Genomic DNA, 20564 nt, shown 5'->3' on the forward strand with positions numbered 1-20564 from the left:
GGCATGACCGATACCGCTTTCGACCGCCTGCCCCTCAGCCCCGCCATGCTGGCCAACCTCGGCCAGCTCGGCTATGCGCACATGACCCCCATCCAGGCCGCCAGCCTGCCGCTGGCCCTGGCCGGCAAGGACGTCATCGGCGAGGCGCAGACCGGCAGCGGCAAGACGGCCGCCTTCGCGCTGGCCCTGCTGCACCGGCTGAAGGCCGACCTGCCGCGCGTTCAGACCCTGGTGCTGTGTCCCACGCGCGAGCTGGCCGACCAGGTCACCCAGGAGATCCGCCGCCTCGCCCGCGCGGCCGACAACATCAAGGTACTGAGCCTGTGCGGCGGCAACCCCATGAAGCCGCAGATCGAGAGCCTGTCCTTCGGCGCCCACATCGTCGTCGGCACGCCGGGCCGCCTCATCGACCACCTGGAGCGTGACACCCTGGACCTGTCGGCGCTGAACACCCTGGTGCTGGACGAAGCCGACCGCATGCTGGACATGGGCTTCCTGGACGACATCAAGGCGATTGCCAAGCGAGCGCCCGCCAACCGGCAGACCCTGCTGTTCTCGGCCACCTTCCCAGAAGGCGTCACCGAGATTGCCGCCAAGTTCATGCGCGATCCGCAGACGGTCAAGGTCGCCGGCTCGGCCAGCGCCGCGGCCTCCACCATCCGCCAGATCGCCTACGAAGTGGGCGAGGCCGAGCGCCTGGACGCCGTGCCCAAGCTGCTGCGCGCCTTCCGGCCCGAATCGACGATTGCCTTCTGCAACACCAAGCAGCAATGCCGCGACCTGGAGGCCGTGCTGGCCGCTCAGGGTTTCATCGCGCTGGCCCTGCATGGCGACCTGGAGCAGCGCGACCGCGACCAGGTGCTGATCCAGTTCGCCAACCGCAGCGCCTCGGTGTTGGTGGCCACTGACGTGGCCGCACGCGGCCTGGACATCGCCAACCTGGCCTGCGTCATCAATGTCGACATCAGTGCCGACGTCGAGCAGCATGTGCACCGCATCGGCCGCACCGGCCGCGCGGGCGCGGAAGGCCTGGCGCTGAGCCTGGCCAGCCTGGACGAGATGGGCCGCATCGGCCGCATCGAGCAGCTGCAGGGTCAGGAGTTCAAGTGGGAGCCTCTGGACGGCCTCAAGGACGCCCCCGGCGGCCCGCTGCTGCCGGCCATGGACACGCTGCAGATCCTGGGCGGGCGCAAGGAAAAGATCCGCCCCGGCGACATCCTTGGTGCACTGACCGGTGAGGCCGGTTTTGCCGGCACGCAGATCGGCAAGATCAACGTGACCGACTTCCACAGCTATGTCGCCGTGGAACGTGGCATTGCCAAGGAGGCGGTGCGCCGGCTGTCGCTCGGCAAGCTGAAGGGCCGCAAGGTCAAGGTCCGCCGCATGGCGGACTTGGCAACCGACTAATTCAGCCCCTGCTTGGCCCGTTCGCGGGCCATGTAGTTGGCCTGATCGCGATCGCGATCACGCTGCACGCGCGCCTCGCGCGTCTCCCAGTCGCCGCAGCTGAAATACGAGCCGCCGAACAGCCAGCCGAGCAGGCTGGAGTCGTCGACGGCCTTGCCTTCGCCGGCCGTGCAGACCATGGCGGCCTTGGAGCCGCTCTGCTCGGCCAGCGCTTCCTGCACGATCATGGAACGCGACATCAGCACCGTGGCCGGCATGGCCACGGCCAGCAGCACGCCGCCGATGACGACGCCCTTGGCCCAGCGTGGCAGGGCGTTCGAGGCGGGCGCGGGCGGCACGGCCGGGCGTGCCGTCGCCGGCTGGGGTCGCGTGAAGGGGATGGTGGCGGTGAAGGTGGTTGCGTCCGTCGCCGTGCGGGTGCCGCTGCGGCCGCCCGCGCCACTGAGCAGCCGGGCCTGGGCCGGGCGGTTGGGTGGGGTGGTGGAGGTGGTCGGCATGGGGTTCGAGAGCCTTTGGAAAGGCCGAACGAGATGCTAGGGAGGCCGCCGCGGCCGGAATGTGAGCAATTGCAAGCGCGCCGCGCGGTGGGCCGAATTGCGTGGAGAAAGTCACGGCGGCTGGCTGCCGCCATAACGCGTCGACTCAGGGGTGGCACCATTCCCGTGCGCGCCGGGCAGGGCTACATTCAGCCAGTGTCCAACCTGCCGAACCTGCCAAGACGCCGCCTGTTGAAGGGCCTGCCCGCTCTGCTCGCGGCAGCGGCCGGAGTGGCTCATGCGCAGGAGCTGACGCTGACGCTGCGTGCGCCGGACAGCGAGACCGATCTGCGCAACGCCTACGTCCGCGATGCGGTGCAACTGGCGCTGGAGAAGACGCGCGCCACCGACGGCCCCTACCGCCTGCAGCTGTCTGCACCCATGAACAAGCGGCGCGCGCTGCTGGAGGCCGCCCAGCAGGCCGCGCCGAACTTCCTCGTCGTCACCGGGCCCGACGCCGGCCGCGCCGCCGGCCTGGTGCCGGTGCTCTTTCCCATCCATCTGGGCGTGAACCGCTACCGCGCCTGCTTCGTGCATGCGCCGCACCGCGCCCTCGTGCGCGAAGCCGACACGCTGGGCGCCGTGGCCCGGCTGCGCCATGTGCAGGGCCGCGGCTGGGCGGACGCCGACATCCTGCGCGCCAACGGCTTCACCGTCGCCGAGATCAACACCTACGAGGCGCTGTTCCAGATGGTGGCGCTCGGGCGGGCCGACCTGTTCTGCCGCAGCGTGCTGGAGATCGGCCAGGAGGTGCAGGCCCATGCCGGGCTCAAGGGCCTGGCCCTGGACGACAGCCTGCTGCTGTCCTATGACCTGCCGCAATACCTCTATACCCATCCGGGCAACACCGTCGCCCTCGACCGCATAACGCGGGGGCTGCGCCAGGCGTTTGCCGACGGCTCGCTGCAGGCCGTCATGCGCCAGCATCTGCAGCCTTCACTGGCCCTGCTCAACCTGCCACAGCGCCGCCTGATGACGCTGAACGTGCCCAGCCCGGCCGTCGTCGAGATGAACGACCGGCCCTTCCAGATGGACGTGCTGCGCGCGGCGCCGCGTTAGCAGCTGCTACAGGCGTGACATCTTGGCGCCCGGGCAGGCAACTGCGGGGGGCGGCGAGTCCAGCTGCGACCTTTTCACGCGCAGGGAGGGGGTGCGGCGCCTAGTCTGCAATCAAGACGAGGTGCCCCATGAACTCACGCCCCATGCCCCTGATGAGCGACAACTACGAGTTGCGCTTCGAGTCCCTGTTCCAGGCCGGCCGCGGACTCACCTTCCCCTGTGATGCGCAGGGCGGCGTGCGGCTGGATTCCCTGAGCGACCGGGCACGGCAGAACTATCTGTTCGCCCGCGCCGTCGTCGGCCGCGAATACGCCACGCCCATCGTGCTGCGCTGCGGCGGGGCCCGCGATTGATGACGCCGGCGCACCGCTGAATTGCGCCGGGTGGGCTTTCGCGGCGCGCGGCCGAGGCCCAAGATGCCGGCATCGTGATCCGCCGCGAGGACTGACGCCATGCCCGCCACCGCCCGATTGCCCCAACAGACACCCACGACGTCGGCGACGCTGCGCTGGTTCCGTGGCGAGACGGCGCCCAGCCGGCCCGTGGCCGCCACGCCCAGCCCCGAAGCGCAGCGGCTCGCGGCGCTGTCGCACTACGACATCCTCGACACCGAGGCCGAGCCCCAGTTCGACCTGATCGCCCGCCTGGCCAGCGAACTGACCGGCAGCCCGGTGGCCGTCATCAACCTGGTCGCCAACGACCGCGTCTGGACCAAGGCCTCGGTGGGCGTGCCGCGCGGCGACATGGGCCGCGATCAAGCCTATTGCTCCCTCGTCATCGATGCGCCTGAGGGCCTGCACATCGCCGACCTGCGCGCCGACCCGCGCACCCGGGATCTGCCGCTGACGGCGGACAAGGGCTACATCATGTACAGCGGCGTGCCGCTATGCGCCTCCTGCGGCCATCCGATTGGCACGCTGGCCGTGCTGGACACCATCCCACGCCGCCTGACCGACCGCCAGCTCGACTGGCTGGAGCAACTCGCCCAGCAGGCCATGGCCTTGCTGGAGCTGCGCCGCAAGCAGCGCGAGCTGCAACAGGCTCAAGGAGAGTTGCAGCGCCTGGCCCTCACCGACGCACTGACCGGCCTGCTGAACCGCCGCGCCTGGGACGAGGCCAACGCGCTGGAGGGCGAGCGCGAGAAGCGCTGGGGCGAGGGCCATGCCGTCATCGCCCTGGACCTGGACCACTTCAAGAAGATCAACGACACGCATGGCCACGCGGCCGGCGACGCGGTGCTGAAGGCCGTTGGCGCTTTGCTGGCGCGAAGTTTCCGCAAGCTGGACGCGGTCGCGCGCGTTGGCGGCGAAGAATTCGGCGTGCTGCTGCCGCACACACCCGCGGCCGATGCGGCCACGCTGGCCGGCGAGTTGCGCGCGGCCATCGAGGCCTTGCGCATCCCCGTCGGGGAGCAGGAGCTGCGCATCACCGCCAGCATCGGCGTGGCCCACAGCAGCGAAGCTGCGGACGCACAGGCGCTGGCCGATGCGCGCAGCTATGCGGCCAAGCGCGAAGGGCGCAATCGCGTCATCAGTACGGGTGGCGGAGCGAGCCTGCTGGCTGCCTGAGCCGCGTTACTTCGCGAAGCTGTCCTTCAACCCGGTGATCTTGTTGAACACCGGCTTGTCTGCCTTGTGATCCACCCGGTCGGTCACGAAGTAGCCGTGGCGCTCGAACTGCCAGCGCACATCTGACGCTGCATTCGCGAGCGAAGGCTCCACAAAGGCCTGCACAACGCGCAGCGAATTCGGGTTCAGGAATTCGATGAAGTCACGGCCGCCGGCATCGGGCTGCGCCTCGGCGAACAGGCGCTCGTACAGGCGCACCTCGGCAGCAACGGCCTCGTGCGCACCGACCCAGCCGATGGTGCCCTTGACCTTGACGGCGTCGGCGCCCGGCGTTCCGCTCTTGGTGTCGGGAATGACGGTGGCCAGCGCGGCGGTGATGTTGCCCGCGGCGTCCTTTTCGGCGCCGGTGCATTCGATGATGTAGCCGGCCTTCAGGCGCACCTTGTTGCCCGGGAACAGCCGGAAGTAGCCCTTGGGCGGCACCTCGACGAAGTCTTCCGCCTCGATCCACAGCTCGGGGCCGAGAGAGAACTTGCGCTGGCCCAGTTCAGGCTTGTGCGGATGCGCCGCCGTTTCGCAGGGCTCGCGGTGCTCCGTGGAGCCGAAGACTTCGGCGTAGTTCGTCAGCTTCAATTTCAGCGGCTGCAGCACGGCAAAGGCGCGCGGCGCCTGCGGCTCGAGGTCGGCGCGCAGGGCCTGGTCGAGCACCGTGTCGTCGATCCAGGCGTTCTGCTTGCTCGCACCCGTGGCCTCGACCATGGCGCGCACGCTGGCTGGCGTGAAGCCGCGGCGGCGCAGGCCCACCAGCGTCGGCATGCGCGGGTCGTCCCAGCCGGTGACGTGGTTGTCTTCCACCAGCTGGCGCAGCTTGCGCTTGCTGGTGACGACGTAGTTCAGGTTGAGGCGGCCGAATTCGATCTGCTGCGGCAGCGGGCGAGCCAGCATGCCGAGGTCGGCCAGGTGCTCGAGCAGCCAGTCGTAGAAGGGCCGCTGGTCTTCGAACTCCAGCGTGCAGATGCTGTGGGTGATGCGCTCCAGCGCGTCCTCGATGGGATGGGCGAAGGTGTACATCGGGTAGATGCACCACTTGTTGCCGGTGGCGTGGTGTTCCGCATGCTTGATGCGGTACAGCGTCGGGTCGCGCAGGTTGATGTTGGGCGAGGCCATGTCGATCTTGGCGCGCAGCACCATGGCGCCATCGGCGTGTCGCGCATCACGCATTTCACGGAATCGGGCCAGGTTCTCGGCCGGCGTGCGATCCCGGAAGGGGCTGTTGACGCCGGGGCGGCCGAAGTCGCCGCGGTTGGCGCGCATGTCCTCGGCGCTCTGCTCGTCCACATAGGCGTGGCCGGCATTGACCAGGGCTTCCGCGGCGGCGTACATGAAGTCGAAATAGCTGCTGGCTTCAAACAGGTTGTCGCCCCAGGACCAGCCCAGCCACTGCACCATCTCCTTGATGGCGTTGACGTACTCCAGCTCCTCCTTCTCGGGGTTGGTGTCGTCGAAGCGCAGGTGGCAGGCACCGCCGAAGTCGCGCGCCAGGCCGAAGTTCAGGCAGATGGCCTTGGCGTGGCCCACGTGCAGGTAGCCATTGGGCTCGGGCGGGAAGCGGGTGCGGATGCGGGCTTCGTCCAGCGGGCCAGCCGCGTGATGGGCGGCGTCGCCTGGGGTGCCGGCAAAATGGCGGCCGCTGAAGGTGCCGGCTTCGAGGTCGTTCTCGATGCGCTGGCGCAGGAAGTTCGTCGCGGGGGCGGCGGGCACAGCGGGTACAGCGGGGTTGCTCATCGTCGGCTCTGGAAATGGAAGCGGGCCGCTTTTTCAGGCCCGCGATGGCGACGATTCTAAGGACGGGGCCGCTCAGCCCTCAGCGGCAGCCTCACGTGGGCCAATCCAATGCTGATCCAGACCGCCACGCTGAAGTAGAGCGTCATCCAGACGACCTCGCTGCGCCAATGAGCCCAATCGTGGGACACGGTCCAGCGGCTGGACACGTCCGCGACGCCGGCCGCCACCGTCGTGTAGGCCCGCCCGGCGGCCTCGTCGGCCAGCCAGCGCGCCCAGTACATGGGCACGTCGACGGCAAACATATAGGCGGCATAGAGCCCGCCGGCGGTGATGGCGAGGAGCAGCCAGCGGCGACCGCGGGCATTGGCCTGGGTCCACATGGCCAGCATGGCCAACACGCTGAGGACGGCGGCCGTGCCCCAGAGCGACTCCTCCAGGACATGGCCGATGTTGCGCGTCGTCAGCACGGCATACCAGGAGTTGACTTCGGCAATGCCGATCAGCGGCACGATGGCGCCCGACACCCACAGGCTGAAGCGATGCCCTGTCGTGATCGCGCCGCCGCGCAGCAGCAGGGCCCATTGCGCGGCAAAGCTCAGCTCGGCGATGGTGGCGACCGTGCGGCCGACCAGCACGCTGGAGGCCCAGGAATCCACCATGACGACGCGCGGCACGTCGAAGACCGGCAGCAAGGAGCGGTAGCCGCAACCCAGCACATAGAGGGCCGACAGCAGCAGCTGCAGCCGCTGGTGGGGCCAGGTGGTGCCGTCGGGGCGGTGGCGGTGCAGCCAGGCGGTCGAGGCCGTCCAGGCGATGAGGTTCAGGCCGGCGATGGCGCAGAGCAGCTGCCACCAGATCGTTGCGTCGGTCATGGCGCTCTCCTTCTGTCATGCCTTGTGCACATCTGCGGGCCGAGCGACGGGCCGCTCCCTAGTCGGCCCGTTCCGGCGATGTGTTTGCCGGTCGAACCAGCAAACATCGCCGTCCCCTCGGGGGCTGAGGCCGGACACAGTGCGCCCGGTGGGCGCGCTGTGCCTGCCGAAGCTCTGCGGCCGCTGGCCGCAGAGCGGTCCCGGCCAAGGTAGTCCTTGGACGAGGGGCTCATAGCTTGGGTGGGCGTCCCGTCTTTACCGGCGCCAGCCGGTCCAGCGCTGCGGCAAGTTGCTTGGCGTCCAGCAAGGCGAGTGCCTGCAGGCCGGCACGCAGCAGCTCGCTCTTCTTGGCCTCGCGCTTCACGTCGTGGAGCCGGTTCTTCAGCTCCTTCAGCAGCGCGTAGTCGGCCTCGGGCATGGTGAATCCGTCGCGCACGAGCTTGGCGCGTTCGGGTGGAGTGGGTTTGTGTGACATGACGATGAAAACCGTTTATACGGTTTCCATCGTTTTCCCGCTATCGCGCGCTAAAGGGCCTTGAAACGATTTGCGTGCACGCGGCTGACGGTCAGCTTCTCGGGCCGCTGGCGCAGCTCCAGCAGCACGGTGCCGTTCTCCTGGCGCAGCGCGCGCGCGACGGCGTCGATGTGGACGACGGTGGAGCGGTGCACCTGCCAGAAGCGCTCGGGGTCGAGCTGCGGCAGCAGCTCGCGCAGCGACACCCGCACCCAGTAGTCGCGTTCGGCCGTCACGGCGCGCACGTATTTGTCGGCGGCTTCCAGGTAGACGATGTCGTCCAGCCGCACCAGCTCGATGGCATCGCCGACGGCGGCCTGCAGATGGCGGAGCCGCGGTGCGGGTGCCACGGCCTGGGTCAGCAGCTGGCGCAGCGAGGCCAGCGTCGCGTCGCCCGTGCTCGGTTGCGCCAGGCGGGCCTGCAGCCGGGCGACGCTCTGGGCCAGGCGCTCAGGCGTGACGGGCTTGAGCAGGTAGTCGGCCGCCGCGGTCTCGAAGGCCTGCAGCGCGTACTGGTCATAGGCCGTCACGAAGACGAACAAGGGCAGGGCGCCCGCGTCCTCGGGCCAGTCCTCCGTGATGGCCTGGGCCGCCTCCAGCCCCGTCATGCCGGGCATGCGGATGTCGAGGAAGCAGACCTGGGGGCGGCGCTGCAGCGCCAGCTCGACGGCTGCGGTGCCGCTGCCGGCCTGGGCGACGACCTGCAGTGCGGGCCAGGCCGTGGCCAGCTCGGCGCGCAGGTTCTCGGCCAGCAGGGGCTCGTCTTCGGCGATCAGGGCTGTCGTCATGCTGGAATTTCGATGCGAGCGACGCTGCCGCCGCCCGGTTGGGGTTTGAGCTCGAAGCGGGCGGCGTCGCCATAGCGCTGGGCGAGGCGCTCGCGGACCTGGCTCAGGCCGAAACCGGTGCCGGTGCTCGCCAGCTCAGTCGCGCCAATCAAGCCGGTGCCGCTGTCGGCCACCTCGAGCACGAGGCGTTGGCCGTCGCGCGCCGCCGTCACGCGCAGTTCGCCGCCTTCCACATGCGGCTCCAGTCCATGCTTGATGGCGTTCTCCACCAGCGGCTGCAGCAGCAGTGGCGGGATGGCGGTGCCGCTCAGTTCGGCCGGCAGCTCCAGCTTCACGCGCAGCCGTTCGCCCATGCGCAGCTGCATCAGCGCGAGGTAGTCCGACAGGCGCTCGAACTCCTCGGCCAGCGGGTGTTCGGTGGCGCGGCTGGCCTGCAGCGTGGCGCGCAGATAGTCGATCAGCTGGTCCAACATGCGCTGGGCCTCGTCGGGCCGCAGCTTGATCAGCACGCGCAGATGGGCCAGCGTGTTGAACAGCATGTGCGGTTCGAGCTGGCTCTGCAGCAGGGTCAGCCGCGCTTCGGCTGCCTGGCGCTGCGCCTGAGCCTGCTCCAGCCTGGCCGAGTGCAGGCGGAACAGCGAGAAGAAGAACAGCGTGCCGAGCACCGACACGAGCAGCACGAAGCCGAGGGCCAGCGCCGCGCGGCCGCCGGGCATGTCCCAGGGCTGGGTGGCGTGCTGGCCGCTGATCAGGTCACCCAGCCACAGGCCGCCGCTGTAGCCCACCAGCGAGCCCAGCAGCAGACAAGGCAGCATCCAGCCCCAGCCTATCCAGCCCTGGCGCAGCTCGGGCAGGTCGCCGCGCCAGCGCCGCAGCAGCCAGGCGACGCCGGCCATCAGCAGCTGGATGTAGAGCGAGATCTGCGCGCCGACGGTGAAGGAATACAGCATGGCCAGGCCGAAGCCCCCGCCGCGCATCAGATAGTTCAGCAGGCCGACGACGAAGCAGATCGCGACCGTGCCGCCGATATGGGTCGGCCAGTCGTGCTGGGAGGTCGTGGGCGTCATGGCGCCAGCATCATGCCGCCCGCGCGGCCATGCCATGGGCTTGCGACGAGCGGGGCCGCCGCGGCGCGAGGGGCGCCTGGATCAGCGCCGCCGGCTGCCACCGCCACCCAGGATGCTGCCCAGCACGCCGCGGATGATCTCGCGGCCGACGGCCGAGCCGATGCTGCGCACGGCCGACTTGGCGGCGGTCTCGGCCAGACCGGCGTGGTGGGCGCCGCGCGGGCCAGTGGTGCCGAAGAGCACGTCCTTCAGGCCGCCCAGCATGCCGCCACCTTCTTCAGCCGGTGCGGGCGCGGCCTTGCCGCCCGCGGACGGCGCCGCCGTTGTGGTGGCCGCGGCGGCCTTGCCGCTGAGCTTCTCGTAGGCGGACTCGCGGTCCAGCTGCTTCTCGTAGACGCCGGCCACCAGCGAGTTGGCGACCAGGGCCTGGCGCTGCTGCGGATTGATCGGCCCGATCTGGCTGCCCGGCRGCAGCACGAAGACGCGCTCGGTGATGCTGGGCCGGCCTTTCTCGTCGAGCAGGCTGACCAGGGCCTCGCCGACGGCCAGTTCCATGATGGCGGTGGCAATGTCCAGCCCCGGCTTGGCGCGCATGGTGTCGGCCGCGCTCTTGACGGCCTTCTGGTCGCGCGGCGTGAAGGCGCGCAGCGCATGCTGCACGCGGTTGCCGAGCTGGCCGAGCACGGCGTCAGGGATGTCCAGCGGGTTCTGCGTCACGAAATAGACGCCGATGCCCTTGGAGCGCACCAGGCGCACGACCAACTCGATGCGCTCGACCAGCGCATCCGGCGCGTCCTTGAACAGCAGGTGGGCCTCGTCGAAGAAGAACACCAGCTTCGGTCTCTCCAGGTCGCCCACCTCGGGCAGGGTTTCGAACAGCTCGGAGAGCATCCACAGCAGGAAGGTCGCATACAGCCGCGGCGCGTTCATCAGCTTGTCGGCGGCCAGCACGTTGATGACGCCGAGGCCCGCTTCGGTCTGCATGAAGTCGGCGATGTTGAGCATGGGCTCGCCGAAGAACTTGTCGCCGCCCTGGGCCTCGATCTGCAGCAGGCCACGCTGGATGGCGCCGACGCTGGCGGCCGAGACATTGCCGTACTGCGTCGTGAACTGACTCGCGTTGTCGCCGACATGCTGCAGCATGGCGCGCAGGTCCTTCAGGTCCAGCAGCAGCAGGCCGTTGTCGTCGGCGATCTTGAACACCATCTGCAGCACRCCGGCCTGGGTTTCGTTCAGGGCCAGCATGCGGGCCAGCAGCAGCGGGCCCATGTCGGACACGGTGGCGCGCACCGGGTGGCCCTGTTCGCCGAAGACGTCCCACAGCGTGGTGGGGCAGGCCAGCTTCTCGGGCGCGTCCAGGCCGCGCTCCTTCAGCACGCCGAGCAGCTTCTCGCTCGGGTTGCCGGCCTGGCTGATGCCGGTCAGGTCGCCCTTCACGTCGGCCATGAAGACGGGCACGCCGAGCTTGGAAAAGCTCTCGGCGAGTTTTTGCAGGCTGATGGTCTTGCCGGTGCCGGTGGCGCCGGTGATAAGGCCGTGGCGGTTGGCCAGCGCGGGCAGCAGCAGGCACTCGGTCTGCTCGTGGCGAGCCAGCAGGATGGGATCGGCGGGCATGCAGGGTCTCCGGATCAGGGGCAGGTAGGCTGCGGCGAGTCTAGCGGTCCGCCTTGACCGCTTCGACTCACCGCAGCCGCTGTCCGGAGGCTGCAGCGCCCGCAGGCGCTCAGCTTGAGCGGCGCTTGACCAGGCCCAGCAGCATCGAGCCGCCCAGCAGCAGCAGCAGGCCCGACGTGGGCTCGGGCACTGGCGCCAGATGCACGTCGGTGACGGCCAGCGCGGAGGCGCCGAGCGTGTCAAAGCCGTCGAACACGCCCAGGCTGACGCTGTGCGCGCCGGCCGTCAGCGGGGCGCTGGTGAAGGTCAGGTAGGCGGTCTCGTCGAACAGCGGCGAGGCCGAGCCGCCCTTGAACGTCGCGCTGTTGACGCTGGTCAGCTTGATGAAGGTGGTCTTGTCCAGCACCACGTAGGCCGTGTCGTCGGCGGGGGTGCCCGGCGGGTCGTTGCTCATGAACTTCCACTGGAAGACCAGCCGCTCGCCTGCCGCGGCCGTGAAGTCCGTGCTCAGCCCGGAGCCCACGGTGGCGCCCATGCCGCTGAGGGAGCCGGCGGCGAGCCCGACGAAGGTCTCCAGCGAGGCCGCGGCCACCGCGCTGCCGCCGAACAGGAAGCCTGACGTGTCGGCCGTGCCGAGCACGGCCTGGGCGCCGAACCCAACCGGTGGAGCGCCGAACTGGCTGGTGGTGTCGACGGCGACATTGCCGGCCTTGGTCCAGCCCGTCAGGCTGCTGGCGAAGTCGCCGTTGGTGACGCCGGCGGCCATCGCCGTCGATGCCGCCAGGCTCAGTGCGGCCAATGTGAATTTGAGTTGCTTCATCAGGGTCTCCAGACAACTGGGGTGGGGAGGGGTGGTCGGCGCCTTCAGCGCACCGTGCCGATTTGCGTGATCTGCAGCGTGCTCTGCTGTTCGACGCCCAGGCCGGCCTTCACGCAGTCGAGCGCATTGGTGCTGACTTCGGGCTTGAACGACACGGACTGGCGCGAGCGCAGGTTGGTGCAGGTGACCTTGGCGATGTCCAGGCCGCCGACCTGCACGGCCGGCAGCTGTGTGTTGACCAGCCCCACCTGCGAGACCTGCACCCTCTCCCCATGCAGGGAGACGAGACCGGCCTTCTCGCARTCGAAGCTGCCATCGCTCTCGGCCTGCGCGCTGACCGACTGCCGCGTGTTCAGGTTGGAGCAGACCACCTTGCCGCGCAGCAGGCCGATCAGGATGCCGTCCACGGGCTTGGCGCGCTTGCCGGCCACCTGAAGGAAGACGTGGGTGACCAGGTCCTTGTTGACGAAGCTCTTCTTCTCGGCGTCCCACTGCAGCGCATTGGGCTCGACCAGGTCGCCCATGAGGAAGACCGAGGCGCCGGGGAAGGGGTCTGTCGCCAGCGCGCCCTTCACGTCGGGGTTGACTTCCTGGGCGCCGACCGTCGCGTCCCCCGCGGCCGGGCCGCGGAACTTGATGCGCACGTTGTGCCCTTCCCTGAGCAGGTTGCCGAGCTCGAAGCGGGCCTCGCCGGGCTTGTCGGTCGAGCCGGCCGGCAGCTCCATCGCCGTCGGCAGCTGCAGCTGGCGCCAGGGAACGATCGGGTCCTGCTGGTTGTCGAACAGCTTCACGCCCCCGGTGGGGTCGAACAGCATGCTGTCGATGTGCGCGGGCCGTGGCAGCACGAAGCCGCGCCAGTTGCGCAGGATCAGATTGGCCGCCGCGAGGTTGGCCAGGCCCAGCGTGAAGCTGCCGTCCGACGCCAGGGTGCCGGTGTCGAAGGTCGGCACACGGGGATGCAGGGGCAGTGCCGACCCGCCGGCATCCAGCAGCGTCGCGTCGGCAATGATGACCTGGGTCGAGGTGTTGAGGATGTCCGCTTCGGCGAAATGCGTGCCGACGTGGAACTGCTCGGCGCCGCGCACCTGGCCGGCGATGCTGCCGGGCTGGTTGGGGCTGGCCCAGCCCTTGGCGGACTGCCAGGTCACGAAGAAGCGGTTGTAGCTGCTGCCCTTGAAGCTGCGCGTGCCGGACGCCACCACGCTGGGCGTATTCCAGGGGCTCAGCGAGCCGAGGTAGACGGACACCGGCGTCAGCGTGGCGCTGTGGCTGAGCACCTCCATGCGCAGTCGCGAGGCCGTGGCGGCATTGGGGTTGACGAAGTCCCAGTTGGCCAGCGACTGCAGCGTCAGGCCGACGTTGTTGGCCAGGATGCCGAAGTCCTGGTCACTGAAGTGGCGCCGCGTCCCGACCCGGCTGGTGCACGGCATGGAGGGCCCCGCGGGCATGATGTGGTTGGTGAACGGGTCCTCGCCGGTGTGCACCACCGCGCTGTGCGACAGCCCGTAGTTGTGCCCGGCCTCGTGCGCGGTCGTGCCGCCGATGCCCAGGGCCCAGCGGTCCAGCGTGTTGCCGGCGCCGGAGAGCTCGGCGCTGCAGAACACGCCGTAGGAGCCGGCCCATACGCGTGCGTGGTCGACGACATCGGCGTCACCGGTGTCGACGGCCTCGGCAATGCCGAACAGGGACGGGTCGGTGTCGGCGCCGATGGCAACCATATTGCGCCGCGCCGGGGGTGACCCCAGCGAGTCCGGGTTGGTCGTCGTGGGTGGCAGCACCTGCACGTTGAACTCGCAGTAGTCGGTGGCCACCACGTCGAAGATGCGGTCGCGCAATTGCGCCGTGGTGCCGGCGGGCGCGCCGGGCAGCGAGCCGATGGCGAAGGTGCGCGCTGGCGAGACGTTGGTCGCGTAGGCCGGGAAGGTGGCGTCGTTGGCCGTCGGGTAGTAGAGGAAGAGCTTGTTCGGCTTCATCGAATCGATGGCGCCGTAGTTGTGATAACAGGTCGGAGCGGCCTGGGCGGATGTGGCCAGCAGCACGGCGCCCAGGCAACCGGCCAATCTGAAGTGGGTGGGCAAGCGAATCATGAGAACCTCCTTTGAACGAGAACCTGGCGAGCAGGGACGATCAAAGTTAGGCGCCGGCCTTTTGCGCTTCACCCTTCAACGAGAGGACGACTGCCGCTCCTAGGGGGCGTCTCCTAGGGGGACGTTTCTAGGGGCTTGGGGGACAGCGAATGCCGCGCGACCCCGCGGTTAGGGTAGCCGGCGCCGACGATTGCGTGACGCGCGATCAAGGCAATCACGTTTCGCGCGCCATCGCGCACGCCAATTGCCGGGGCCGTTCGTCCGGTGCCTGGGCGGTGCCCCGCGCCGAACGGTAGGGGGGGTGTTCAGCGTGGCATCCAGAGGCGGCCTCGTAGAATCGAGGGTTGCATGGCATCTGCGCCGTGCTGCCAAAGGAGCTAGAGCCACATGGCTGGACATTCCAAGTGGGCCAATATTCAGCATCGCAAAGGCCGTCAGGACGAGAAGCGCGGCAAGATCTGGACCCGCATCATTCGTGAAATCAGCGTCGCCGCGCGCCAGGGTGGCCCGGACATCAAGGACAACCCGCGCCTGCGCCTGGCCGTCGACAAGGCCAAGGCGGCCAACATGCCGGCCGACCGCATCAAGTACAACATCGACAAGGCCAGCGGCAATATCGATGGCCTGACCTACGAAGAAATCCGCTACGAAGGCTATGGCATCGCCGGTGCGGCCATCATGATCGACACGATGACGGACAACCGCGTCCGCACCGTGGCCGAGGTGCGTCACGCCTTCAGCAAGTACGGCGGCAACATGGGCACGGATGGTTCCGTGGCCTTCCAGTTCAAGCATTGCGGCCAGCTGCTGTTCGCGCCCGGCACGTCGGAAGACAAGGTCATGGAAGTGGCGCTGGAAGCCGGTGCCGAGGACGTCATCAGCGGTGACGACGGCGCCATCGAGGTGCTGACCTCGCCCGCCGACTACGAAGCCGTCAAGGCCGCGCTGGAAGCCGCCGGCCTGGTGCCCGAGCTGTCCGAAGTGACGATGCGGGCCGAGAACACTGTTCCGTTGAGCGGCGAGGATGCCGAGCGCATGCAGAAGCTGCTGGACATCATCGAAGACCTGGACGACACCCAAGCCGTCTATCACAACGCTGAATTGAACTGATGCGAGTCTTAGTCATTGGCAACGGTGGCCGCGAGCACGCGCTGGCCTGGAAGCTGGCCCAGGGTGAACGTGTCAGCCAGGTGTTCGTCGCACCCGGCAACGGCGGCACGGCCCGCGACGAGCGGCTGCAGACGGTGCCGATCGGCATGACCGACGTGAAGGCCCTGGCCGATTTCGCCGTCGACCAGAAGATCACGCTGACCGTCGTCGGCCCCGAGGCGTCGCTGGCGGCCGGTGTGGTCGACGAGTTCCGCGCGCGCGGCCTGCGCATCTTCGGCCCCACCAAGGCCGCCGCCCAGCTCGAAAGCTCCAAGGCCTTCGCCAAGGACTTCATGAAGCGCCACGGCATCCCGACGGCGGCCTACGAGACCTTCACCGACCCGGCCGCCGCCCACGCCTATGTGGACGGCCGCGGCGCCCCCATCGTCATCAAGGCCGACGGCCTGGCGGCGGGCAAGGGCGTCGTCGTCGCGATGACGCTGGCCGAGGCCCACGAGGCGATCTCGTGGATCCTGGAAGACAACAAGCTCGGCGTGACGCACAACGCCGGTGGTGCGCGTGTCGTCATCGAGGACTTCCTCGCCGGCGAGGAGGCCAGCTTCATCGTCGTCTGCGACGGCAAGCAGGTCGTGTCCCTGGCCACCAGCCAGGACCACAAGCGCCTGCTGGACGGCGATGCCGGCCCCAACACCGGTGGCATGGGCGCCTACTCGCCCGCGCCCGTCGTCACGCCCAATGTGCATGCCAAGGTCATGCACGAGATCATCCAGCCGACCATCGCCGGCATGGCCAAGGACGGTCATCCCTTCACCGGCTTCCTGTACGCCGGGTTGATGATCGACGACCATGGCCAGCCGAGCACCGTCGAGTTCAACACCCGCATGGGCGACCCCGAGACCCAGCCCATCATGATGCGCATGAAGAGCGACCTCTTCGAGCTGATGATGCACGCCACCGACGGCACGCTGGACCAGGTCGAATTGCAATGGGACCGCCGCGTCGCGCTCGGCGTCGTGCTGGCGGCCGAGGGCTATCCGCTGAACCCGCGCAAGGGCGACGCCATCAGCGGCCTGCCGCAGGACGAAGACGAGGCCATGGTCTTCCACGCCGGCACGGCGATGGTCGACGGCACGCTGGTCACCAGCGGCGGCCGCGTGCTCTGCGTGACGGCGCTGGGTGAATCCGTGCGCACCGCGGCGCAGAGCGCCTACGACGTGGCCTCGGGCATCCAGTTCGCGGGCCGCCAGTACCGTTCCGACATCGGCCACCGGGCCCTCAAGCGTTGACCACGGCGCCCACCGTCCTGACCGGGCCGTTGCACCCCCACGGCCACCAGAGCCGCCTGGCGCGTGGGCTGCTGCGCCTGTTCGGCTGGACGGTGGAATCTCCCGGCCTGCCGGCCGAGCAGGGCGTCATCCTCGTCTATCCGCACACGTCCAACTGGGACTTCGTCATCGGCGTGCTGGCCAAATGGGCCCTCGGCCTGCATTTGCGCTTCTGGGGCAAGGACAGCCTCTTCAAGGTGCCGCTGCTGGGCGGCTGGGTGCGCTGGATCGGTGGCGTGGCGGTGGACCGCAGCAGCCGGCACGGCATCGTGGGCGACACGGTCCAGCAGATGCAGGCGGCCGCGGCGCGCGGCGAGCGCTTCTGGCTGGCCGCGGCGCCCGAGGGCACGCGCTCGCTGAAGAGCGGCTGGCGCACCGGGGCCTACCAGGTGGCGGTCCAGGCCGGCGTGCCGGTCGGGCTGTGCTATTTCGATTTCCAGCAGCGCGTGGTGTCGCTGACGCGCTTCGTCAAGCTGACCGGCGACGTCGACGCCGACTTCGCGGCCTTCGCCGCCTACCTCGGCCCGCGTGTCGGCAAGCGCCCCGAGCTGGCCAGCCCCATCCGCCCGCGCACATGAACACGCAAGCCGTTCGCGACTATCTGCTTGGGCTGCAGCAGCGCATCGTCACCGCGCTGGAGGCGGCCGACGGCAATGCCTTCGTCAGCGACGGCTGGACGCGCGAGCCCGGCGGCCGGCTCGAGGGCGACGGCCTGTCGCGCCTCATCGAGGGCGGCGCGGTGTTCGAGCGCGGCGGCGTCAATTTCTCGCATGTGAAGGGCCGGGTGCTGCCGCCATCGGCCACCCAGCATCGCCCCGAGCTGGCCGGCGCGCCCTTCGAGGCGATGGGCGTGTCGCTGGTCATGCACCCGCACAACCCCTTCGTGCCGACCGTGCACATGAATGTGCGGGCCTTCATCGCGCTGCCGCCCGACGCAGCTGCCGTGACCTGGTTCGGTGGCGGCATGGACCTGACGCCCTATTACGGCTATGAGCGCGATGCCCAGCACTTCCATCGCGTCTGCCGCGATGCGCTCAGCGCCCATGGGGCCGAGCTGCATCCCAGGTTCAAGGCCTGGTGCGACGACTACTTCTTCCTGAAGCACCGCAATGAGCCGCGCGGCGTCGGCGGCATCTTCTTCGACGACTTTGCCGACGGCGGCTTTGACGCCGGCTTCGCGCTGATCCGTTCGGTGGGCGACGCCTTCCTGCAGGCCTATCTGCCCATCGTCGAGCGCCGCCAGGGCTATGCCTACGGCGAGCGCGAGCGTGATTTCCAGGCTTACCGCCGGGGCCGCTATGTCGAGTTCAACCTGGTCTGGGACCGTGGCACATTGTTCGGGTTGCAGTCCGGTGGCCGCACCGAATCCATCCTGATGTCCATGCCCCCGCAAGTGAAGTGGCGCTACGACTGGACGCCCGAGGCGGGCACGCCCGAGGCGCGGCTGTACAGCGACTTCCTGCGCCCGCGTGACTGGGCCGACGAAACCCCGACGGCGCTATGGCTGTGAAGCTGGCCATCTTCGGCGGCAGTTTCGACCCGCCCCATCTTGGCCACCTGGCCTTTGCCCGCTTTGCGCTGGACGCGCTGGCGCCCGAGCGCATGGTCTGGCTGCCCGCCGGCCGGCAGTGGCAGAAGCCCGACCAGATCATGGCCGCGGCCGTGCACCGCTCCGGCATGATCAAGCGCCTCATCGCCGGCGAACCGCGCTTCGTGCTCGACGAGCGTGAACTGCATCGCCGTGGCCCGAGCTTCACGGCCGACACGCTGCGTGAGTTCGCTGGCCAGAACCCCGGTGCCGAGCTGATGTTCCTGATCGGCCAGGATCAGTACTCGCGCCTGCCGAGCTGGTACCAGGTCGAGACCGTCACGACGCTGGCGACACTGGTCGTCGTGCCGCGCGCCGGCGAGGCCGTCGTCACGCCGCCGGGCCTGCCGGCTCACCGGCTGCAGGTGTTGGACCTGCCCGACACCCCCCTTTCGTCCACCGCCGTGCGCGACGCTGTTGCGCGCGGCGAGGACATCAGCCCCATGGTGGGCGCCGAGGTGGCGAGCTATATTGCCTCGCACCGCCTCTACGAGAAGAAGTACTGAATGGACATCCGCAAGCTGCAACGCGCCATCGTCGATGGTCTCGAGGACGTGAAGGCCCAGAACATCGTCGTGTTCAACACCGAGCATCTGTCGCCACTGTTCGAACGCGTCATCATCGCGTCGGGCACGAGCAACCGGCAGACCAAGGCCTTGGCCTCCAGCGTGCGCGAGACCGTCAAGGGCCGCGGCATGCAGGTCATGCGCACCGAAGGCGAGGACAACGGTGAATGGATCATCGTGGACTGCGGCGCCGCCGTCGTGCACGTGATGCAGCCCGCCATCCGCGACTACTACCACCTCGAGGAAATCTGGGGCGACAAGCCGGTCAAGCTCAAGCTCGGCTCGGCCGAGGTCAAGCTGGTGAAGGCGTCCGAGGATGTGTCGGCCAAGCCTGGCAAGACGACCGCCAAGAAGCCGGGCAAGCCGCTGGGTCCCGTGGGCGTGAAGCCTGCCAAGCCGGCTGCCGCAGCCAAGAAGGCCGCGCCGGCCGCCAAGAAACCCGCGGCCAAGAAGTCGCCCCGCCATGTCGTCGACGCCAAGACGCCGGCGACCAAGACCATGACGGTCGGTGCGACCAAACCCGCCGGCAAGAAGCCCGCAGCCAAGAAGACGCCCGTCAAGACCACGGTGGGCGTGAAGAAGGCAGCACCCGCCAAGACCGCGGCCAAGCCAGCGGCCAAGAAGGTCCCGGCCAAGAAGGCAGCTCCGAAGAGGGGCTGATGCGCCTCTTCCTGGTCGCCGTGGGCCAGCGCCAGCCGGCCTGGGCCGACACCGCCTACGAGGACTTCGCCAAGCGCTTTCCGCCCGAGCTCAAGCTGGAGTTGAAGGCCGTCAAGGCCGAGACGCGTGGCAGCAAGACGGCCGAGCAACTGATGGCCGCCGAAGCCGCACGCATCGAGGCGGCTTTGCAGTCATCAGGAAGAGGCGTGCGCCGCATCATCCTGGACGAGCGCGGCGAGCGCCGCACCTCGGTGCAACTGGCCGAGCGTCTCAAGCTGTGGATGGGCGAGGGCCGCGACGCCGCCCTCATCATCGGCGGGCCTGACGGCCTGCATCCCGACTTGAAGGCCACGGCCGACGAGACGCTGCGTCTGTCCGACCTGACCTTGCCCCACGCCTTTGCGCGCGTGCTGCTGGCCGAAGGCCTTTATCGGGCCTGGACCGTGACTACCGGCCACCCTTATCACCGTGAGTGACATGACAGCCCCCAAGACGACTTCGTCGTCGGCCCCCCAGGGGGGCGCGTCCGGCTCGGGGCGGCCCGTCGCCGGACCGTTCATCTACCTCGCCTCGCAAAGCCCGCGCCGCCGCCAGCTGCTGGAGCAACTGGGTGTTCGGCAAGAGCTGCTGCTGCCCGGTGCCGACGAGGATGCGGAGGCGCTGGAGGCAGTCCAGGCGGATGAGGTGCCGGAGACCTATTGCGCCCGCGTCACGGCGGCCAAACTCGACGCAGCCCTGGTCCGGCTCAATGTGCGCGGCCTGGCGCCAGCGCCCATCCTGTGCGCCGACACGACGGTGGCCGTCGATGGCCTCATCCTCGGCAAGCCTGCCGACGATGCCGATGCGGCGCGCATGCTGGCGCTGATGTCCGGCCGCACCCACCGCGTCATCACCGCCGTTGCCGTGGCCGATGCCACGCGCCGCGTGGCGGCATTGAATGTGTCGCAGGTGGATTTCGCGCCGCTGTCCGCCGCCCAGATCGACCGCTACGTCGCCAGCCGCGAGCCCTTCGGCAAGGCTGGCGCCTACGCCATCCAGAGCCAGGCGGCGGCCTGGATCGTGAAGATTGCCGGCAGCTACTCGGGCATCATGGGGTTGCCCCTCTTTGAGACGGCGCAGCTGTTGGACAAATTCGGCTTTGAGTTTTGACGGTGAGTTTTGATGCGTGCCGCCTCGGCCGGCGGCACGCATCAGCATT

21 protein-coding genes are annotated in these 20564 nt (G+C 68.9%); 12 read left to right on the forward strand and 9 right to left on the reverse strand.

Features of this window, described 5'->3' with window-relative positions; all coding sequences use genetic code 11:
- The first annotated feature begins 3 nt into the window (after window positions 1-3).
- Window positions 4-1407 (forward strand): ATP-dependent RNA helicase DbpA, encoded by a 1404-nt coding sequence (gene dbpA, locus AC1DW3_RS13115; RefSeq protein WP_477931757.1) that lies wholly within the window; start codon window positions 4-6, stop codon window positions 1405-1407.
- Here dbpA and AC1DW3_RS13120 read toward each other — a convergent pair.
- Window positions 1404-1904, reverse strand: a complete 501-nt coding sequence (locus AC1DW3_RS13120) for a hypothetical protein (RefSeq protein WP_477931758.1) — start codon at window positions 1902-1904, stop codon at window positions 1404-1406. The two genes, dbpA and AC1DW3_RS13120, sit on opposite strands and share 4 nt — an antisense overlap.
- Window positions 1905-2099: 195 nt before the next feature.
- Here AC1DW3_RS13120 and AC1DW3_RS13125 point away from each other — a divergent pair, with 195 nt between their 5' ends.
- The 3 genes from AC1DW3_RS13125 to AC1DW3_RS13135 all read left to right on the forward strand — a co-directional run bounded on the left by AC1DW3_RS13125 (window position 2100) and on the right by AC1DW3_RS13135 (window position 4570).
- On the forward strand, window positions 2100-3002 hold the full coding sequence (locus AC1DW3_RS13125; protein ID WP_477931759.1) for a hypothetical protein: 903 nt from the start codon (window positions 2100-2102) through the stop codon (window positions 3000-3002).
- Window positions 3003-3130: 128 nt separating this feature from the next.
- Window positions 3131-3355 carry a hypothetical protein gene (locus tag AC1DW3_RS13130; protein ID WP_477931760.1) on the forward strand — a complete coding sequence of 75 codons (225 nt, stop codon included), beginning with the start codon at window positions 3131-3133 and terminating at the stop codon, window positions 3353-3355.
- Between the two features lie 99 nt (window positions 3356-3454).
- Entirely contained in the window at window positions 3455-4570 is a 1116-nt protein-coding gene (locus AC1DW3_RS13135) for a sensor domain-containing diguanylate cyclase (RefSeq protein WP_477931761.1), read from the forward strand.
- Window positions 4571-4576: 6 nt separating this feature from the next.
- Here AC1DW3_RS13135 and AC1DW3_RS13140 read toward each other — a convergent pair whose 3' ends face one another.
- From AC1DW3_RS13140 to AC1DW3_RS13175, 8 genes are all read right to left on the reverse strand, one after another.
- Window positions 4577-6355, reverse strand: coding sequence for a glutamine--tRNA ligase/YqeY domain fusion protein (locus AC1DW3_RS13140; protein ID WP_477931762.1), 1779 nt, complete (start codon window positions 6353-6355; stop codon window positions 4577-4579).
- A 56-nt stretch (window positions 6356-6411) separates the two neighbouring features.
- On the reverse strand, window positions 6412-7227 hold the full coding sequence (locus AC1DW3_RS13145; protein WP_477931763.1) for a hypothetical protein: 816 nt from the start codon (window positions 7225-7227) through the stop codon (window positions 6412-6414).
- A gap of 229 nt (window positions 7228-7456) precedes the next feature.
- A complete protein-coding gene (locus AC1DW3_RS13150; RefSeq protein WP_477931764.1) occupies window positions 7457-7702 on the reverse strand; it encodes a hypothetical protein in 246 nt (81 codons plus the stop codon).
- A gap of 50 nt (window positions 7703-7752) precedes the next feature.
- Window positions 7753-8529: a LytR/AlgR family response regulator transcription factor gene (locus AC1DW3_RS13155; RefSeq protein WP_477931765.1), complete on the reverse strand. Its 777-nt coding sequence runs from the start codon at window positions 8527-8529 to the stop codon at window positions 7753-7755.
- Window positions 8526-9596: a sensor histidine kinase gene (locus AC1DW3_RS13160; protein WP_477931766.1), complete on the reverse strand. Its 1071-nt coding sequence runs from the start codon at window positions 9594-9596 to the stop codon at window positions 8526-8528. Before AC1DW3_RS13160 ends, AC1DW3_RS13155 begins: the two co-directional genes overlap by 4 nt.
- 81 nt (window positions 9597-9677) lie before the next feature.
- Window positions 9678-11210: a helicase HerA-like domain-containing protein gene (locus tag AC1DW3_RS13165; protein WP_477931767.1), complete on the reverse strand. Its 1533-nt coding sequence runs from the start codon at window positions 11208-11210 to the stop codon at window positions 9678-9680.
- Window positions 11211-11319: 109 nt separating this feature from the next.
- Window positions 11320-12030, reverse strand: coding sequence for a PEP-CTERM sorting domain-containing protein (locus AC1DW3_RS13170; protein WP_477931768.1), 711 nt, complete (start codon window positions 12028-12030; stop codon window positions 11320-11322).
- A gap of 44 nt (window positions 12031-12074) precedes the next feature.
- A complete protein-coding gene (locus tag AC1DW3_RS13175) occupies window positions 12075-14117 on the reverse strand; it encodes a hypothetical protein (RefSeq protein ID WP_477931769.1) in 2043 nt (680 codons plus the stop codon).
- A gap of 387 nt (window positions 14118-14504) precedes the next feature.
- On the opposite strand from AC1DW3_RS13175, the gene AC1DW3_RS13180 reads away from it, so the two are divergent.
- The 8 genes from AC1DW3_RS13180 to AC1DW3_RS13215 are packed head-to-tail and all read left to right on the forward strand — an operon-like array spanning window position 14505 to window position 20515.
- Window positions 14505-15227, forward strand: coding sequence for a YebC/PmpR family DNA-binding transcriptional regulator (locus AC1DW3_RS13180; RefSeq protein WP_477931770.1), 723 nt, complete (start codon window positions 14505-14507; stop codon window positions 15225-15227).
- Complete coding sequence (gene purD, locus AC1DW3_RS13185) at window positions 15227-16513, forward strand: phosphoribosylamine--glycine ligase (protein WP_477931771.1); 1287 nt, start codon at window positions 15227-15229, stop codon at window positions 16511-16513. The genes AC1DW3_RS13180 and purD overlap by 1 nt, the downstream gene beginning before the upstream one ends.
- The gene (locus tag AC1DW3_RS13190; protein WP_477931772.1) at window positions 16510-17130 is read left to right on the forward strand and encodes a 1-acyl-sn-glycerol-3-phosphate acyltransferase; all 621 of its coding nucleotides are present in this window, start codon (window positions 16510-16512) and stop codon (window positions 17128-17130) included. Before purD ends, AC1DW3_RS13190 begins: the two co-directional genes overlap by 4 nt.
- A complete protein-coding gene (hemF, locus tag AC1DW3_RS13195) occupies window positions 17127-18062 on the forward strand; it encodes an oxygen-dependent coproporphyrinogen oxidase (protein WP_477931773.1) in 936 nt (311 codons plus the stop codon). The genes AC1DW3_RS13190 and hemF overlap by 4 nt, the downstream gene beginning before the upstream one ends.
- A complete protein-coding gene (gene nadD / locus AC1DW3_RS13200) occupies window positions 18053-18646 on the forward strand; it encodes a nicotinate-nucleotide adenylyltransferase (protein ID WP_477931774.1) in 594 nt (197 codons plus the stop codon). Before hemF ends, nadD begins: the two co-directional genes overlap by 10 nt.
- Window positions 18647-19366 (forward strand): ribosome silencing factor, encoded by a 720-nt coding sequence (gene rsfS, locus AC1DW3_RS13205; RefSeq protein ID WP_477931775.1) that lies wholly within the window; start codon window positions 18647-18649, stop codon window positions 19364-19366. It begins immediately after the preceding gene.
- The gene (gene rlmH, locus AC1DW3_RS13210) at window positions 19366-19842 is read left to right on the forward strand and encodes a 23S rRNA (pseudouridine(1915)-N(3))-methyltransferase RlmH (protein ID WP_477931776.1); all 477 of its coding nucleotides are present in this window, start codon (window positions 19366-19368) and stop codon (window positions 19840-19842) included. The genes rsfS and rlmH overlap by 1 nt, the downstream gene beginning before the upstream one ends.
- A 1-nt stretch (window position 19843) precedes the next feature.
- Entirely contained in the window at window positions 19844-20515 is a 672-nt protein-coding gene (locus AC1DW3_RS13215) for a Maf family protein (protein WP_477931777.1), read from the forward strand.
- Window positions 20516-20564: the final 49 nt, after the last annotated feature.

The organism is Roseateles sp. P2_H4 (assembly GCF_056403315.1).